The 17,271-nt window shown below is 74.0% G+C and carries 14 protein-coding genes; 10 read left to right on the plus strand and 4 right to left on the minus strand.

Annotation, left to right across the window (positions count from 1 at the left end; genetic code table 11):
• Nucleotides 1-35: 35 nt before the first annotated feature.
• Nucleotides 36-1,319 carry a 6-phospho-beta-glucosidase gene (locus ACWGI6_RS16215; RefSeq protein WP_453268181.1) on the plus strand — a complete coding sequence of 428 codons (1,284 nt, stop codon included), beginning with the start codon at nucleotides 36-38 and terminating at the stop codon, nucleotides 1,317-1,319.
• A complete protein-coding gene (locus ACWGI6_RS16220) occupies nucleotides 1,310-2,296 on the plus strand; it encodes an N-acetylglucosamine kinase (RefSeq protein ID WP_453268104.1) in 987 nt (328 codons plus the stop codon). Before ACWGI6_RS16215 ends, ACWGI6_RS16220 begins: the two co-directional genes overlap by 10 nt.
• 193 nt (nucleotides 2,297-2,489) lie before the next feature.
• Here ACWGI6_RS16220 and ACWGI6_RS16225 read toward each other — a convergent pair whose 3' ends face one another.
• Entirely contained in the window at nucleotides 2,490-2,828 is a 339-nt protein-coding gene (locus ACWGI6_RS16225) for a hypothetical protein (protein WP_453268105.1), read from the minus strand.
• Between the two features lie 290 nt (nucleotides 2,829-3,118).
• The gene (locus tag ACWGI6_RS16230) at nucleotides 3,119-3,811 is read right to left on the minus strand and encodes a FadR/GntR family transcriptional regulator (RefSeq protein ID WP_453268106.1); all 693 of its coding nucleotides are present in this window, start codon (nucleotides 3,809-3,811) and stop codon (nucleotides 3,119-3,121) included.
• A gap of 258 nt (nucleotides 3,812-4,069) precedes the next feature.
• Here ACWGI6_RS16230 and ACWGI6_RS16235 point away from each other — a divergent pair, with 258 nt between their 5' ends.
• From ACWGI6_RS16235 to ACWGI6_RS16270, 8 genes are all read left to right on the plus strand, one after another.
• The gene (locus tag ACWGI6_RS16235; protein ID WP_453268107.1) at nucleotides 4,070-5,443 is read left to right on the plus strand and encodes a hypothetical protein; all 1,374 of its coding nucleotides are present in this window, start codon (nucleotides 4,070-4,072) and stop codon (nucleotides 5,441-5,443) included.
• Nucleotides 5,444-5,463: 20 nt separating this feature from the next.
• A complete protein-coding gene (locus ACWGI6_RS16240) occupies nucleotides 5,464-6,480 on the plus strand; it encodes a glutamate ABC transporter substrate-binding protein (protein WP_453268108.1) in 1,017 nt (338 codons plus the stop codon).
• A gap of 147 nt (nucleotides 6,481-6,627) precedes the next feature.
• Nucleotides 6,628-7,950: a hypothetical protein gene (locus tag ACWGI6_RS16245; RefSeq protein ID WP_453268109.1), complete on the plus strand. Its 1,323-nt coding sequence runs from the start codon at nucleotides 6,628-6,630 to the stop codon at nucleotides 7,948-7,950.
• Nucleotides 7,947-10,532, plus strand: coding sequence for a tetratricopeptide repeat protein (locus tag ACWGI6_RS16250; RefSeq protein WP_453268110.1), 2,586 nt, complete (start codon nucleotides 7,947-7,949; stop codon nucleotides 10,530-10,532). The genes ACWGI6_RS16245 and ACWGI6_RS16250 overlap by 4 nt, the downstream gene beginning before the upstream one ends.
• A 1-nt stretch (nucleotide 10,533) precedes the next feature.
• Nucleotides 10,534-12,027 (plus strand): protein phosphatase 2C domain-containing protein, encoded by a 1,494-nt coding sequence (locus tag ACWGI6_RS16255; RefSeq protein ID WP_453268111.1) that lies wholly within the window; start codon nucleotides 10,534-10,536, stop codon nucleotides 12,025-12,027.
• A gap of 268 nt (nucleotides 12,028-12,295) precedes the next feature.
• Entirely contained in the window at nucleotides 12,296-13,648 is a 1,353-nt protein-coding gene (locus ACWGI6_RS16260; protein WP_453268112.1) for a vWA domain-containing protein, read from the plus strand.
• Nucleotides 13,649-13,708: 60 nt separating this feature from the next.
• A complete protein-coding gene (locus tag ACWGI6_RS16265) occupies nucleotides 13,709-15,289 on the plus strand; it encodes an FHA domain-containing protein (protein WP_453268113.1) in 1,581 nt (526 codons plus the stop codon).
• 130 nt (nucleotides 15,290-15,419) lie between these two features.
• A complete protein-coding gene (locus ACWGI6_RS16270; protein WP_393906202.1) occupies nucleotides 15,420-15,824 on the plus strand; it encodes a globin in 405 nt (134 codons plus the stop codon).
• 279 nt (nucleotides 15,825-16,103) lie between these two features.
• Here ACWGI6_RS16270 and ACWGI6_RS16275 read toward each other — a convergent pair whose 3' ends face one another.
• Complete coding sequence (locus ACWGI6_RS16275) at nucleotides 16,104-16,835, minus strand: hypothetical protein (protein WP_453268114.1); 732 nt, start codon at nucleotides 16,833-16,835, stop codon at nucleotides 16,104-16,106.
• Nucleotides 16,832-17,266 (minus strand): acyl-CoA thioesterase, encoded by a 435-nt coding sequence (locus ACWGI6_RS16280; RefSeq protein WP_393906204.1) that lies wholly within the window; start codon nucleotides 17,264-17,266, stop codon nucleotides 16,832-16,834. The genes ACWGI6_RS16275 and ACWGI6_RS16280 overlap by 4 nt, the downstream gene beginning before the upstream one ends.
• Between the last annotated feature and the right edge of the window lie 5 nt (nucleotides 17,267-17,271).

Consider the following 17,271-nt stretch of genomic DNA (forward strand, 5'->3'; position numbering starts at 1 on the left):
TGCCGTCTCCCGAGGGACGCACCCCGCACCCCCGCATCAAGCTCGCCGTGGTCGGCGGCGGCTCGACCTACACCCCCGAACTCATCGACGGCTTCGCGCGCCTGCGGGACGTCCTGCCGCTGGAGGAACTCGTCCTCATCGACCCGGCCGCTGACCGGCTGGAGCTGGTGGGCGGCCTGGCCCGGCGGATCTTCGCCAAGCAGGGGCACCCGGGCCGGATCTCCTGGACCGACGACCTGGACGCCGGTGTCGACGGCGCGGACGCCGTGCTGCTGCAACTGCGGATCGGCGGCCAGGCCGCCCGCAACCAGGACGAGACCTGGCCCTTGGAGTGCGGCTGCGTCGGCCAGGAAACCACCGGCGCCGGCGGCCTGGCCAAGGCGCTGCGCACGGTCCCCGTCGTCCTCGACATCGCCGAGCGGGTGCGCCGCCGCAACCCCGACGCCTGGATCGTCGACTTCACCAACCCCGTCGGCATCGTCACCCGGGCGCTGCTCACCCACGGCCACAAGGCCGTCGGACTGTGCAACGTCGCCATCGGCTTCCAGCGCAAATTCGCCGCACTGCTGGGCGTCTCCCCCGGCGAGGTCGAGCTGGAACACGTCGGCCTCAACCACCTCACCTGGGAGCGGGCGGTACGCGTCGCGGGCAAGGACGTCCTCCCCGAACTGCTGGCGGAACACGGCGACGCCCTCGCCGACGACCTGCGCATGCCCCGCCCGCTCCTCGACCGCCTCGGCGTCGTCCCCTCCTACTATCTGCGCTACTACTACCAACACGACGCGGTCGTACGGGAGTTGCGCAGCAAACCCTCCCGCGCGGCGGAGGTCGCCGCCATCGAGCAGCAACTCCTCGGTATGTACGGCGACCCGGCACTCGACGAGAAGCCGGAGCTGCTGTCCCGGCGCGGCGGTGCCTTCTACTCGGAGGCCGCCGTGGCGCTCACCTCCTCCCTCCTGCGGAGCACCGGAGACACCCAGGTCGTCAACGCCCTCAACCACGGCACCCTGCCGTTCCTGCCCGACGACGCGGTCATCGAGGTCCCCGCGACCGTGGACTCGACGGGCGCCACGCCCCTCCCCGTACGCCCCCTGGAACCGCTGTACGCCGGGCTGGTCGCGAACGTCACCGCCTACGAACACCTCGCCCTGGAGGCCGCGCTGTGGTGCGGGGACGGCCGGAGCGCCGACCGGGCCGGCGGGCGCAAAGCCGTCTTCTCCGCCCTGCTCGCCCACCCCCTCATCGGCCAGACCGACCACGCGGACCGGCTCACCGACGAACTGATCGCGCACAACCGGGAGCACCTCACGTGGGCCTGACCGGCACGGCGCTCGCCATCGACGCGGGCAACAGCAAGACCGACGTGGCGCTGGTGGCCGCGGACGGCACACTGCTCGGCACGGCACGCGGCAGTGGCTTCCAGCCGCCGGTGGTGGGCGTCGGCCCGGCGGTCGACGTCCTGGCGCCGCTGATGCGGTCCGTCCTGGCACAGGCCGGGGTGACGGGCCCCGTCGGGCATCTCTCCGCCTTTCTCGCCAACGCCGACCTCCCCGTCGAGGAAGAGGACCTGACCGCCGAGATCGCGGGCCGGGGGTGGGCCCGCACGGTGAGCGTCCGCAATGACACCTTCGCGCTGCTGCGGGCGGGGCTGCCGGACGACGGGGAACCGGTGGGCGTCGCCGTGGTGTGCGGGGCGGGGATCAACTGCGTGGGGCTCGGTCATCAGGGGGCCACCGCGCGCTTCCCGTCCATCGGCCGGATCTCCGGTGACTGGGGCGGCGGTTCGTTCCTCGCCGAAGAGGCACTGTGGTGCGCGGCCCGCGCCGAGGACGGCCGCGGCGCACCGACCGGACTGGCCAAGGCCCTGCCCGCCCACTTCGGCCTGACCACCGTGCAGGAACTGATCGAGGCCCTCCATCTGCGGGACATCCCCGACCGCCGCCGCCATGAAATGACGCCGCTGCTCTTCGCCGTCGCGGATTCCGGCGACCCGGTCGCCCGGACCCTCGTGTCCCGCCAGGCGGAGGAAGTCGCCGTCCTGGCCACCGTCGCACTGGAGCGTCTCGGCCTCCTCGGCGAACCGACCCCCGTGGTCCTGGGGGGCGGCGTCCTGGCCGCCCGTCACCCTCTTCTCCACGACCGGATCGCCCAGCTCCTCTCGGAGCGCGCCCCCAAGGCGGTTCCCCATGTGGTGACCGCCCCACCGGTGTTGGGCGCCGCCCTGGACACCTTGGACCGGGCGGGGGCGGAGGCGGGGGCTTATGAGCGGTTGAGGGGGGCTTGGGGGGAGGGGTAGGGGAAGGTGGGGGCGAGGTTGGGGGTGGGGGGCGAGGTTGGGGTGGGGCTGGGGGTGGTGGGGCTGGGGGGTGGTGGGGCTGGGGGTGGTGGGGCTGGGGGCGACGCCGTGCTGAGCCACCGCGCTGGGCCGCCTCCCTGGGGGCCTCCCCCTCCCCCCACCCCTCCCCCACGCCCCAGGCCCCGCGCCCCCGTCACCCCACCCGCACGCTGTCCCCCCGTCGCGTCTCCGTCCGTTCGCCCGGAGCGAGGACGAGGTCCGGGCGGGAAGTGTCGTCCGGGAGGGGTGTGTGGCCCGGTGGCGCGTGGGGGTCGCGGGAGTCGCGCTCCGTGACGATGGTGACGTGTTGGTCCGTGTCGTTGATGATGAGCGTGGCGGAGCCGTCCACACGGTGGTCGAGGGGGTAGCTGCCGTCGGGATCGACGTAGGTGGTGCCGCCGATGGTCAGGAAACCACTGGCGGAAGGAGGTCTGTCGGAGGTCGGCCCGTCTCCGCTCGCGGCGGTCGTAAGGGAGTTGAGGAGTCTGTTCATACGGCGCATGGCGTGCTCTCCGATTCGCCGGGCGCAGGGCGGACCCGGGGCGATTGCTGGGACGAGGTTCAACCTTCGTCACTCAGAGTAGTCGGAGAGGGGTTCGCGGGACAGCGGCGCGTGGGAGCGAAACGGGGGGCGCGAAGACACCGCAGCGCGCCTCCGGGTCACCTCCCGCCAGGCCTCCGGACTTCCAGGTCGCCAGCCCACCGGACCACCGGACCACCGGCCCGCCAGACCACCGGCCCACCCCTCCCGAATCAGTCACCCACCGGTCAGTCATCCACCGGTCAGTCATCCACCGGAAGCGCAAGATCCCGTACGTGACCGGCGAGGAGAAGGACCGCGGCGTCCACGGCGGCCTGTGGGTCCTGGGCGCGGATGGCATCGGTGAGGCGGGAGTGCGGGTCGTCGGGAGCCGCCGTGGCGGTGTCCAGGCAGGCGGCGCGGCGGAGTTCCTCGCGGAGGGCGGCGCTCAGGGAGCGGTAGATGTCGGCGAGGACGGGGTTGTCGCTCGCCTCGGCGACCAGGACGTGGAACTCGGCGTCGGCGGCGGTGAACGCCTCGCTGTCATGCGCGGCGAGGGCGGCCTTGCGGCGGTTCAGTGCGGTTTCGATACCGGCGAGCTGGGCGTTCGTACGGTGCTTGGCGGCCTGGCGGGCGGCGACCACGTCGAGGCCCTGGCGGACCTGGGTGACATGGCTGAGCTCGGCGCGTTCGAGGCGGCGGCGGAGGGCGACCGCGCTGTCGTCGTCGGAGATCACGAAGGTGCCGTCGCCCTGCCGGGGCTCCAGGAGGCCGGAGTGCACCAGGGACCGTACGGCTTCGCGGACCGAGGCGCGGCTGACGCCGAGGGTTTCGGAGAGCGCGCTCTCGGGCGGGATGCGGCCGCCCACCGGCCAGGTGCCGTTCACGATCTGGGCGCGGATCTCGTCGGTCGCGGTCTCCACGAGCGACACCCTGCCCTTGCGGACCGACTGCACGAGATCACTCCCCCTTCGGCGCGGTGTCCGGGCTCCGGCATCACCTGATGTCTGACGACTCTCCGCCAACTCTAGTGCCGGTCCCGGTGGCACGGCGGGCTCCCGCCGGATCGCGATCCGAACAAGATCGGGGCAATCGCGGTGTGTGTGTCAGCGGCTACAGACATACTGCTGCCCATGCACCAGTCCTTCTCGTGAGCGCTCCCGGGCGCTGTGCGCGGGGGCCGGTCCCGAAGCCAGCGCCCAGGGGGAGGTTCCGTGTCGACCACCAGCGTGTCACCGCCCGTCCCGAGGCGCAGGACGGCCTGGGCCGAGGGGCTGGACGAGCTGCGTGCCGCGGCGACGACCGAGCCGGGCCGGCTGCGGGTGATCGGTGCCGTACTGGCCCTGCTGGTGGTGCTGTTCGGCGCGGTCACGGCCTGGCAGGTCGCGGACCGGGCGGCGGCCGCGGACGATGTGGTGGAGCACAGCCAGCCGCTGACCGCGGACGCGGCGAGCATCTACCGCTCGCTGGCGGATGCCGATACGACGGCCGCGGCGGGCTTTCTGGCCGGTGACAAGGAGAGCGAGGCGACCCGCGACCGGTATGCCGCCGATATCTCCACGGCGTCCGCGTTGCTGGTCAAGGCGGCGGCCAACAGCAGTGGTTCGGACGGGGCGGGTGCGCAGATAGCGAAGCTCAACAGCCGGCTGCCGCGCTATACGGGGCTGGTGGAGACGGCGCGGGCGAACAACCGGCAGGGGCTGCCGCTGGGCGGCGCGTATCTGCGGTACGCCAATGAGCAGATGCGTACGGAACTCCTCCCGGCCGCACGGGCGTTGTACGACACGGAGACGGACCGGCTGGCGGCGGACTACGGCGCGGCCAAGGCGTGGCCGTGGTACGCGCTGGCGGCGGGGGTGGTGGCGATCGGTGCGCTGGGGTGGGCGCAGCGGCGGCACTACCGGCGCACCAACCGGGTGTTCAGCAGGGGCCTGCTGGCGGCGACGGCGGCGTCCGTCGTGGTGTTGTTGTGGCTGGTGGCCGGGCATACGGTGGCGCGCACGGGGCTGACCGGTTCGTATGAGCACGGTGCCCGGTCGCTGCGGGTGCTCAACGAGGCGCGGATCGATGCGCTGCAGGCGCGCGGGGACGAGAATCTGACGCTGGTGGCGCGCGGTGCGGTGCTGACCGATGGCCAAGAGGATTTCTACGAGGCCGGTTTCCGTTCCGGGATGGCGGATCTGGCGGGCGGGGGCGAGCACGGGGATGCGTCGGCGAAGAGCAGGCTCGGGGCGGCGCTGGCGCTGGCGGACGACGAGGCGGGGCGGCGTCCGGTGCGCGAGGCGCTGACGCAGGTGCGGCAGTGGCAGGTGCGGCACGGCGCGGCGCGGGCGGCGGACGACAAGGGCGATTACGAGCGGGCGCTGGCCAAGGTGATCGGCACGGGCGGGTCCACCGGGGAGTCCTTCGACGGGGTGGCTGCCGGGCTGCAGCAGGCGCTGGTGCATGAGCAGGCGGAGTTCCGGTCGGCGGCGGACGCCGGGCGGGGGGCGCTGGACGGACTTCCGGTGGGGGCCGGGGTGCTGGCGGCGTCGGCGGCGGTGGGCGCGGTGCTGGGGATCGGCCGCAGGCTGGCGGAGTACCGGTGATGAGGCCTGGTGGGAGGGACATGAGGGTGCGCGCGCGAGGGCTGGTGAATCTGCGTGCCGTCCTGGCGCCGGTCGCCGCCGGGATGTGTGTGATGGCCGCGGCCGCCGCCGTGCTGGTGCCGACGCTGGGCGGTGACGCCGGGCGGGCCGGGCGCGGTCCCGGCCGTGTCTCCCCGCCCGCGGCGACGCATCGGGCGCACGGCCCGGGGGCGGCGCCGGCCGGCGCGCCGTGCACGGCGCGGAACGCCGCGGAGAGTCTGCGCCCGTCGCCGGACGACGGTGCGGCGGTGAAGCGGATCAAGGAGAAGGGCCAGCTGGTCGTCGGGGTGGACCAGAACACCTACCGGTGGGGGTACCGCAATCCGGCCACCGGCACCCTGGAGGGCTTCGACATCGATCTGGCGCGGGCGATCGCCGAGGACCTCCTGGGGCCGCACCCCAAGGTGGTCTTCAAGGCGGTGCCGACCAACCAGCGGATTCCGGCGCTGCAGAAGCGTTCCGTCGACATGGTGGTGCGGACGATGACGATCAACTGTGCGCGTAAGCAGCAGGTGGCGTTCTCGACCTCGTATTTCCAGGCGGGGCAGCAGGTGCTGGCTCCGATCGCCTCGAAGGTCAGGGCGTTCGACGATTCGCTGCGGGGCAAGCGGGTGTGCACGGCGGCGGGTTCGACGGGCGAGACCGCGCTGACGGCGCAGCGGCACGGCGCGAAGGTGCTGACGGTGCCCAGTCAACTCGACTGTCTGGTGCGGCTGCAGCTGGGGCAGGCGGACGCGGTGGTCACGGACAGTGCGCTGGCCGCGGCGCAGGCGGCGCAGGATCCGGCGGTGGAGCTGAAGGGCGAGCCGTTCACGGACGAGTCGTACGGCGTGGCGATGAACAAGGACGACACGGATCTGGTGCGGCGGGTCAACAAGGTCCTGGACGACTACCGGGGCGGCGGCGACGACAGCTCGTGGATGCGGGCGTACCGCAAGTGGCTGAAGGCCGATCTGCCGGGCATATCGGGGCCGCCGTCGCCGGAGTACGGCGACTGATCGCTCCAAGGAGCGGAGTACCGCCACTGGCCGCCCCGGGAGGGCCGGATGCCGTCACTATGGAAGGGGACGCGGGAGGAGCAGACCGCATCGGCCGTCCGGCCGCAGCAACCGCCGTGCACCGTACGCGTATTGGAGAGGTGATCGATGGGGGTCCCTGGACCCTTCCCCGGTTCTCCGGGGAGGCCCGATGCCCCGGTGCTGGGCCGGGAGGAGGTGGACCGCGCCCTGGCGCGGCTCGATGCCGAGTACGAGGCGATCGAGACGTCGCTGCTCGCGTTGCAGGATCACGCGGGGCGCCGGCTGCTGGAGGGCGCCGATCTGGCCGGCACCACCAAGGAGCGCTGGGCCGCGGCGGAGCGGTCCATCACGGTCCTGTGGTCGCTGTTCGATGCGTATACGGCGGCGCTGGAGGCGGCGCGTGAGCTGCGGGCGCGGCGGCGCTGGCCGTCCCCGGAGGATCTGGCGGAGCTGACGGAGCTGCTGCGCGGCGACGGGGTGACGGTGCCGGGTGCGGCCGCGGCCGGCGGCGCGGAGAGCGGCCCGGCCCGGCTGAGCGAGCGGTTCAGTCTGGAGGGGCTCGTCGAGCGGATGAACGGGCTGTACGCGCGGTCGCTGGATGTCATCGTCGCCGCCGATGCGGTCTGGTCGGCGCTGCCGGCCCGTATAGACCTGCTGTCGGCCGAGTTGCAGCGGACGCGTTCGCTGGCCCATTCGGTGGGGGTGCGCCCCGGTGAGCATCCGGCGGGCGACGACCTGGAGCGGATCACGGATGAGCTGTTGCGGCTGCGTGCCCAGGTGATCGCGGATCCGCTGGCGTTCTGGGTGTCGTCGTCGACGGGGAGTTCGGCGCCGGGCGGGGGCCGTCCGGACACCGGGCGCTATGACCGTGCGGCGCGTGCGCTGGAGGACATCCGGCGTGAGGTGGCGGCGGTGCTGGATGTGCGGCAGGACGCGGAGCGGCGGCTGATGCAGCTGCGGGACGTGCTGTCGCGGGCGGACCGCACGCTGACCGAGGCGCGGCAGGCCCGTGGCGAGGTGCTGGCGAAGATCGCCGCGTCGGAGGTGCCGGCGGTCAGCGGCCCGTCGACGGCGCTGCACGAGCAGTTGGCGGCGGCCGCCGACTACCGCAGGCGGGCGCAGTGGCACCGGCTTTCGCCGCTGCTGGACAGCCTGGAGGAGCGGGCGGAGGACGAACTCCTGCGCGCCCGTGAGTCATTGACGGCGGTGACCGCGCCGCTGGCGGTGCGGGCCGAGCTGCGCGGCCGGCTGGACGCGTACAAGGCGAAGGTCGCACGTCACGGTTTGGCGGAGGATCCGCTGCTGACCGAGCGGTACGACGCGGCGCGGCGGATGCTGTGGAGCGGGCCGTGTGATCTGCGGGCGGCGGAGCAGGCGGTGTGGCGCTATCAGCAGGCGGCGGCGGAGGCGTTGGCCCCGCAGCGGCTGGAGGGCAGGGGGGAGCCGTGACGGAGCGGGCCGACGAGCGCTGCCAGCGGCGGGAGTGCGCGGGCAGTTACGAGGATGTCGGCGGCGGTGAGCTGTACTGCGACCTGTGCGGGCTGGCGCCGGTGGTCTCGCCGGACGGTCTGCTGTCCTCGCCGCCCACGGGCCTGACGGGCCGGGCGCTCGCGGAGACCACGGCGGACCGCGAGGCGGCGGGGGCGCTGCTGACGGTCCCCTCCCCGGCCCCCGGTTCCGGTCACAGCGTGCCCTCCGCCCGCGTGTCGACGTCGCGGCGCTCGGTGTCCGGGCGGCTGTCGCGCGCGGTGTCCGGCGGTGGTCCGACGCGCGGTATGTCGGCGGTGTCGGTGCGCGGTGCGGGCAGCGGCTCGTCGTCCGGGGCGGCGCGGGGGCGGCTGGGCGCGGGCCTGGTGGCGGTGCCGGAGGTGCCGCGGCCCGATCCGCGTACGGCGGTGCTGGAGCATCCGGAGGTCCCGGAGCGGAAGCGGTTCTGCAGCCGTGCGGACTGCGGTGCGCCGGTGGGCCGGGCGCGTGGTGAGCGGCCGGGCCGTACGGAAGGGTTCTGCACCAAGTGCGGCCATCCGTACAGCTTTGTGCCCAAGCTGCGGCCCGGCGACATGGTGCACGGCCAGTACGAGGTCGTGGGCTGTCTGGCGCACGGCGGGCTCGGCTGGGTCTATCTGGCGACGGACCATGCGGTCTCCGACCGGTGGGTGGTGCTCAAGGGGCTGCTGGACACCGGCGATGAGGAGGCGCTGGCGGTGGCGATGTCCGAGCGGCGCTTCCTCGCCGAGATCGAGCACTCCAACATCGTGCGGATCTACAACTTCGTGGAGCATCTCGACCGGGCGACGGGCAGCCTCGACGGCTACATCGTCATGGAGTACGTCGGCGGCAAGTCGCTCAAGGACCTCGCCAACGACCGGCGCACGCCCCAGGGCCGGCGCGATCCGCTGCCGGTCGAACAGGCCTGTGCGTACGGCATCGAGGCACTGGAGGCGCTCGGTCATCTGCACAGCCGCGGCTACCTCTACTGCGACTTCAAGGTCGACAACGCCATCCAGCAGCACGACCGGCTCAAGCTGATCGACATGGGTGCGGTGCGCAGGATGGACGACCACGAGAGCCCGATATACGGCACGATCGGCTACCAGGCACCGGAAGTCGCCGCGCTCGGCCCGTCGGTCTCCTCCGACCTCTACACCGTCGCGCGCACCCTCGCCGTCCTCACCTTCGACTTCCAGGGCTATACGAACGTCTTCGCGGACTCCCTGCCCGATCCGGACAACATCGAGGTGTTCCGCACCTACGAGTCCTTCTACCGGCTGCTGGTGCGCGCCACGGACCCGGACCGGGTGCGCAGATTCGCCTCGGCGGAGGAGATGGCCGAGCAGCTGACGGGCGTGCTGCGGGAGGTGGTGGCGCTCCAGTCGGGCGAGCCGCGACCCGCGCTGTCGCAGCTGTTCGGGCCCGAACTCCGGGTCGTCGACACGGAGCTGATGGCCGCGGCGGAGGGCGACAGCTCGCTGCTGGGCGCGCGGGGGACGGCGCCGGAGCGCCCCGCGGAACCGGCGTCCGGCGGCCCCGTGCTGCGCCCCTTGGACGTCGCGGGCGCCGCCCTGGCCCTGCCGGTGCCGCGGGTGGATCCGGGCGATCCCCACGCCGGGCTGCTGGCCGGGCTGCTGGCCGCCCCGCCCGCCGAGCGGCTGGGCGCCCTGCGCTCGGCGCCCGCCGACTCCCTGGAGGTCCGGCTGCTGGCCCTCCGCGCCCGTCTGGAGACGGGTGACGGTGCGGCGGCGCAGCGGGCGCTGGAGGCGATCGCCGCGGAGCCCGCGGAGCAGTGGGCCGCCGCGCAGCGGGGCGGTGGCACGGAGTCCGAGACGTGGGGCGCGGACTGGCGGGTGGTGTGGCACCGCGGCCTGGTGTCGCTGACGACCGGTGACCGCGAGAGCGCCGCGCTGGCCTTCGACGCGGTCTACGACGCCTTCCCCGGTGAGCCGGCGCCGAAGCTGGCGCTGGGGATCTGCGCGGAGCTGCTGGGGCAGCTGGACAACGCCGTGGAGTACTACCGCCTGGTGTGGGCGACCGACCGCAGCTATGTCAGCGCGGCGTTCGGACTGGCGCGGGTGCGGCTGGCGGCGGGCAACCGTACGGGCGCGGTCGAGGCGCTGGAGTCCGTCCCGGAGTCGTCCATCCATTACATCGCGGCGCGGATCGCGGCGGTCCGCGCCCGGCTGCGGGAGCGCCCGCCCCACGATCCGCTGCCGGCGGATCTGCGGGCGGCCGCCGAACAGGTCGAGGCGCTCGCGGACTTCGGTCTGGACGCCGAGCGAAGGGAACAACTCACCACCGAGGTACTGGGCAGCGCCCTGGACTGGGTACTCTCCGGTAGCCACGGTGCCGGGCCGGCCGGCCCGGCGGCCGTGGACGAGCGGCCGGCGCTGCTCGGCAGCCCGCTGGACGAGCGCGGTCTGCGGTTCGGCCTGGAGCGGTCGTACCGCCTGCTCGCGCGGCTGGCGCAGCGTGGTGAGAAAAGGATCGAACTGGTGGAACGGGCCAACCGCTTCCGCCCCAGGACGTGGGTGTGACATGGGTGTGACTGGGCCGTCCCGGTGTCCGGGCTGTGACGAACCGCTGGATGCGGGAGACAACTTCTGCGGGCGGTGCGGCGCCGCTCTCCTGGCGCCCGCCGCGCCGCCGGCGTACGGCGCCGCGCCCGCGGCCGGCGCCCCCGCCGTACCGCCCCTGCCGCCGCTGCCGCCGGCGCCCCCTGTGCCGCCCGCTCCGGCCGGGCCGCCGCCCGCGCCCGCAGTGTCCGGTGGGACCGCTCCGGCCGGGCCGCCGCCCCCTCCGGACCCGCAGTCCCTTCTCCCGTACGGGGACGCGGGCGCACCGCCGATGCCGGGCCACGCCCCGACGGTGCCCGGCCGTGCGCCCTCGGTGCCCGCTCCCGCAGCGGGCACCGACCCGCCGCCGGCCGCCGATCCGCGCGTCGTCGGCTACGAGGCGGTCGCCGACGCGGCGGCCGCGGAGTCCGGTGCGCCGGGCGCGGAACGGGGGGCGCCCGGCGCGGCCCCCGCTGCGCCGGACACGGAACCCGGCACGCCCGCCGCGCCCTCCGGTGCGCCCGCCGCGGACGGGGCGCCGTCCGCCACCCCCGCCCGGGGCACCCCCCTCTGTGCCGCCTGCCGGTCCGGTGCCGTGGGGCCGGACGGCTACTGCGAGCGCTGCGGCCACGCCCAGCCCTGCGGACGTGACCACATGGAGAGCGAGTTGGCGGGCATCGCGGCGGTCAGCGACCGGGGCCACCGGCACCACCGCAACGAGGACTTCTTCGCGCTCCGCGCCGCCGCCCTCCCGGACGGCACCCCCGCCGTGGTCGCGGTGGTCTGCGACGGTGTCTCCTCGGCGACCCGCCCGGACGAGGCGTCCACGGCGGCGTCCGAGGCCGCCGGGGAGGCGCTGCTCGCGTCGCTGCCGCGCGGTACGCACCCCCAACAGGCCATGCACGACGCCATCCTGGCGGCCTCCTCGGCGGTCGACGCGCTGGCCGCCGACCCCTCCTCGGCGCATGACGAGCACCGCCAGCAGAACGCCCCGGCCTGCACCTTCGTCGGTGCGGTGGTCGGCGGCGGGCTGCTGACCGTCGGCTGGGTCGGCGACAGCCGCGCCTACTGGATCCCCAACGACCGTTCGGCGCCGCCCGCCCGGCTCACCGAGGACGACTCCTGGGCCGCCCAGATGGTCGCCAACAACCTGATGTCCGAGGCCGAGGCGAATGCCGACGAGCGTGCGCACGCCATCACGGGCTGGCTCGGCGCGGACGCCTACGAGATCGAGCCGCACACCGCCACGTTCAAGCCGGACGGGCCCGGCGTCGTGGTGGTGTGCACCGACGGGCTGTGGAACTACGCGGAGTCCGCGGAGCAGATGGCCGCGGCACTGCCGTACGACGCTCCCAGCCGGCCCCTGAGCGGCGCCCGCACGCTGGTCACCCACGCCCTCGACGGCGGCGGGCACGACAACGTAACGGTGGCGCTGGTGCCGTTCCCCGCACCCGCGGTGCGGGCAGAATCGGCCTGACCAGCTCAAAACCGAACGAGTCGGGCGCCGGTGAGGCGCCCGGCAGGAGGCACCATCGGCCAGGCAGGGCGCGCCATCTGTGCGTTGCGGCGCGCCCCACGCCACGTACGAGGCCTGACGCACGAGGGACGAAGCGCCGCGCACCACGAGTCATACACGGCGCGCACCACGTACGACGCACCACGTACGACGCGGCACGTACGACGCGGCATGTACGACGCGGCACGGCACCGATCGACCGGTTACGGCGTCTCAAGGAGCGGAACGGATGGCCAACTTCACCAAGTCCCGTGTGCCACGTTTCTCCGCCGAGGTGTACCAGAACCCGTACCTGCCCGAGGGCGGTCGCGAGGTCCACGCCATCGTCACGGTCACCGCGACCGGGGGCGGCACGACCGGGGGCCGGCCGGTCACCGCGGCGGGCACCGGCGGGCCGGACGCCGGCGTGGTGATCATGGTGGACTGCTCCGGATCGATGGACCATCCGCCGACGAAGATGCGCGGCGCCCGTGAGGCGACGGCCGCCGCCATCGACACCGTGCGCGACGGTGTCGGCTTCGCCGTGGTGGCCGGAACGCACCGGGCCGCCGAGATCTTCCCCGGCGGCGGCCGGCTGGCCGTGGCCGGTGCGGCCACCCGTGCGCGGGCCAAGGATGCGCTGCGGAAGCTGAGCGCGGGCGGCGGCACGGCCATCGGGACCTGGCTGCGGCTGACCGACCGGCTGCTGTCGTCCGCCGAGGCCGGTATCCGGCACGCCGTCCTGCTCACCGACGGCCGCAATGAACACGAGTCGCCGCAGGAGCTGCGCGCCGCCCTGGACGCCTGCTTCGGCTCCTTCACCTGCGACGCCCGCGGCGTCGGCACGGACTGGGAGGTCAAGGAGGTCACCGGCATCGCCTCGGCGCTGCTCGGCACCGCCGATATCGTCGCCGATCCGGCCGGCCTCGCCGCAGACTTCACACAGATGATGGAGAAGGCGATGGGCAAGGAGATCGCCGATGTCGCTCTGCGGCTGTGGACCCCGCTGGGCGCCGAGACCGTCTTCGTCAAGCAAGTGGCGCCCACCGTGGAGGACTTGACGGGCCGGCGCAGGGACTCCGGCCCGCGGTCGGGGGACTATCCGACCGGCTCCTGGGGCGACGAGTCCCGCGACTACCACCTCTGCCTGCGGGTCCCGGCCGCCGCCGTCGGCCAGGAAATGCTGGCCGGCCGCGTCTCGTTGATCATCTCCGCGCCGGACGGCCTCGCCTCGCCCGCCACCCCGCCGCAGCCCCTGTCACAGGGGCTCGTACGGGCCGTGTGGACGGATGATGTGACCGTCTCCACATCGATCAATCCGCAGGTCGCGCACTACACAGGACAGGCGGAACTGGCACACGCCATCCAACAGGGGCTGGATGCGCGCAAGTCGGGTGATATCGACAGTGCCACGGCGAAACTGGGCCGCGCGGTACAGCTCGCCGGTGCCTCGGGGAACGAGGAGACTGCGAAACTGCTTGCGAAGGTGGTGGACGTCGTCGATGCGACGACCGGTACTGTGCGACTGAAGGCGAAGGTCGCCGAAGCGGACGAGATGACTCTTGAGACCCGCTCGACGAAGACCGTTCGCGTGAAGAAATAGCCACGATCAGTACCGAGCAGTACCACCGAAGCAAATCGGTACGGAGGGGGAAGAACCGACATGCCGACCTGCCCGAGCGGCCACCAGTCGGTGGCCGAAGACTGGTGCGAGGTGTGCGGCCAGCGGATGGCGGGCGCTGTCCCCCCGCCGCCCTCCCTGCCTGCAGGTTTTCTGAACACGCCGCCGGCCGGCCAGCCCGGCCCGCCTCCAGGGCAGCCCGGCCCCCCGCCCGGACAGCCCGGTCCGCCGCCCGGTGGTCCCGGCCCCGGCTTCGGTGGCCCCGGCCCCGGCGGTCAGGACGGCCAAGGCGGTCAGGGCGGCTATGGCTTCCCGCCCCCCGCGCCCGGCCCCGACCCCCAGGGCGGCCAGGGCGGGTACGGCTTCCCGCCGCCCGCACCCGGCCCCCAGGGCGGACCCGGCCCCGGCGCTCCCGGCCCCGGCACCCAGGGCGGCCACGGCGGGTACGGCTTCCCGCCGCCCGCACCCGGCCCCCAGGGCGGACCCGGTCAGCCCGGTCAGCCCGAGACGTGCCCGCAGTGCGGTACGCCGCGTGAGGCGGTGGCGCCGTTCTGTGAGGCGTGCCGCTACAACTTCCTCACCAACTCCCCGACGTCCTACGCCCCGCCGCCCGGCGGGCAGCCGGGACCGCAGGGCGGCCAGGGCGGCTACGGCTTCCCGCCGCCGTCACCCGGCCCGCAGGGCGGCCAGGAAGGCTACGGCTTCCCACCGCCGCAGCAGCCCCAGCCCCCGCAGCAGCACGGCATGCCCCCCGGTGGTCCCGGCCAGCCCGGCCCCGGCGGCTTCCCCGACCAGGGACCCGGCGGCTTCCCCGGCCAGGGGCCCGGCGGCTTCCCTGACCAGGGTCCCGGCGGCTTCCCCGGCCAGCCCGGCCCGCCCCCCGGCATGCCCGGCCCCGGCCCGGCCGGTCAGCCCGGCCCGCCGCCGCAGCAGCAGGGCGGCGACGACTGGACGCTCAATCCGCCGAGCGCCCAGGCCGGCCCCCCGCCGATGGCACCCGCGCCGCCCGGACCGGGCCCGCAGGCCCCGTACGAGCAGCAGCAGCCCGCACCGTTCCCGCCGCAGCAGCCGGCGCCGTACGAACAGCAGCAGCCGCAGGCCCCGTACGAACAGCAGCAGATGCCGCCGCAGCAGCAGCCCGGACCGGACCAGCAGTGGAACGGCGGCCCCGGCCAGGGACCCGCGGCGCCGCCGCAGGGTCCGCCGCCGGTCGTCGGCAACGGCTGGGTGGTGGCGATCGCGCCGGACCGCGAGTACTTCATGGCGATGATGGGCCGCAGCGGCCCGGAGGCGGCGGGGCTCAATCTGCCCTCGTACTCCCCCGAGCAGGTACTCCCGCTTGCCAACGGCCAGATCGCGGTCGGCCGCCGCCGGAACAGCACCGGCGAGGCCCCGGACATCGATCTGGGCAGCGCGCCGGAGGACCCGGGCGTCTCGCACCAGCATGCGCTGCTGGTGCAGCAGCAGGACGGCAGCTGGGCAGTGGTGGACCAGAACTCCACCAACGGCACGACGGTCAACCTCGCCGAGGACCCCATCCAGCCGTATGTGCCGGTGCCGCTCCACGAGGGCGACCGGGTGCATGTCGGTGCGTGGACGACGCTGACCGTCCGCCGCGGCTGACCGGCCACCGACCGCGAAGCGGCCCCGGGGCGTGATCAACCGGTCACGCCCCGGCCGCATTTCCGGCCGTCGCCGGCCTCTCCGTCCTACGACCGAAGTCCTCGGCCGGGACGTCTGCCACCATGGACGGGTGAACAAGATTCCACGCGGCACGCTTGAGGAGCAGACCTTCTACGAACAGGTCGGTGGCGAGGAGACCTTCCGGCGCCTGGTGCACCGCTTCTACCAGGGAGTCGCCGAGGACCCGCTGCTGCGGCCGATGTACCCGGAGGAGGATCTGGGCCCCGCCGAGGAGCGGCTCGCGCTCTTCCTCATGCAGTACTGGGGCGGCCCCCGTACGTACAGCGACGGGCGCGGACACCCCCGGCTGCGGATGCGGCACGCCCCCTTCACCGTCGACCGTGCCGCCCACGACGCGTGGCTGCGCCACATGCGGGACGCGGTGGACTCCCTCGGCCTGTCCGAGGCACACGAGACGCAGCTGTGGGACTACCTCACGTACGCGGCCGCCACGATGATCAACGCTGCGGACTGAGAAACGCGTCACACCGGGCCGGCCTCCGTACGGAACCGGTCCGGCCGAGGCCCGTTCCAGCTCACCCGGCAGCGGGCGACGGCCCTTCCGGAGAGAGCGGCCCGTCTTCGCGCGGAGCGACCCGGCGGCCCGTCTTCGCGCGGAGCGACCCGGCGGCCCGTCTTCGCGCGGAGCGACCCGGCGGCCCGTCTTCGCGCGGAGCGACCCGGCGGCACGGTCGCCGGGCCGCAGCCCGGCACGGCGCACCCACGTCCTGCGGTCCTGCGGTAACCGCCTCCGTCAGGCGGGCGTCACCGTGAGCCCCGACAGCCCGGTCAGCCCTGCCGGGCCCCCGGTCCGTACGGCGATGGACCCGTACGGGGTGCTCAACCGCAGCCAGCCGCCCGCGGACAGCAGGCTCAGCGGCTGGGGCTGCGGTGCACGGGCAGCGGCTCCGGGAGCCGTACCGCCCCCCACGAGCGCACCGGCCCGCACCGGCCGCAGAAAGCCCAGCGACTGCGCGGCATGGGCCGCGCGCAGCGGAAGAGGGGTGTCGCCGAGGGTGCGCGACCAGATCTCCCGGCCGATACGGTCCCGTTCGCTGCGGGTGCGGTGCTGCGGCGGCAACGCCTCGTCACGGGCTCGGAATTCGGCGACCGCGGCGGCCACCGCGCGCACCAGCGGCTCGGGCGCGGGCAGTCCCGGCACCCGCTGCCAGCCGCCGCGCGGGGGCAGCAGCCCGGTCCACGGCGGGCCGGTGACGGAGGCGGGCACGGTCAGCTCGTCCGCCGACTCCGTGATGCCTTCGAGGAGTTCACCGGCGGAGACCGTCCGGTCCAGGGCGGTGTCGTCGGCGAGCCGGGCGGTGCGGATCGCCAGCACCTCGAAGGACGGCGGGCGGCCGAAGACGGCGAGCACGCCGCCGCCGGCCTGGAGGCGTACCGCGGCGGCCTTGTCGTAGTGGATCAGCCGGGCGAGGAAGGCGGCGAGGTCCGCCGCCTCCCCCGCGTCGGCCAGTTGCAGCGCCGTCATACCGCGACGGCCCCCTCCTGGTGCGACGCGTCCGCCAGATACTCCTTGAGGATCGCCTTCTCCTCCGCGGTGATGCGGCGGGGGCGCTCCTCGGCGAAGTTGAACGGGACGACGACGGTCGAGGCCCGCAGGTAGAGGGTGTCCTCGTCCTTGACCTCGTAGCCGACCGTCATCGACGCCGCGCTGATCTTCGTCACCCACAACTCGATGGTCACCGGGGCGGGCCGGTGCACCAACGGCCGCACGTAGTCGATCTCGTGTCGGGCGACGACCGAGCCGCCCGTGAACGACGGGCTGCCGTCCCCGGGCGCCAGACCACGCATGAAGTCGATCCGCGCCTCCTCGAGGTAGCGGACGAACACCGCGTTGTTGACATGGCCGAACGCGTCCATGTCCGACCAGCGCAGGGGGCAGGAGTAGAGGTGACGCATGCCGG

The sequence above is a fragment of the Streptomyces sp. NPDC054786 genome (assembly GCF_053611685.1).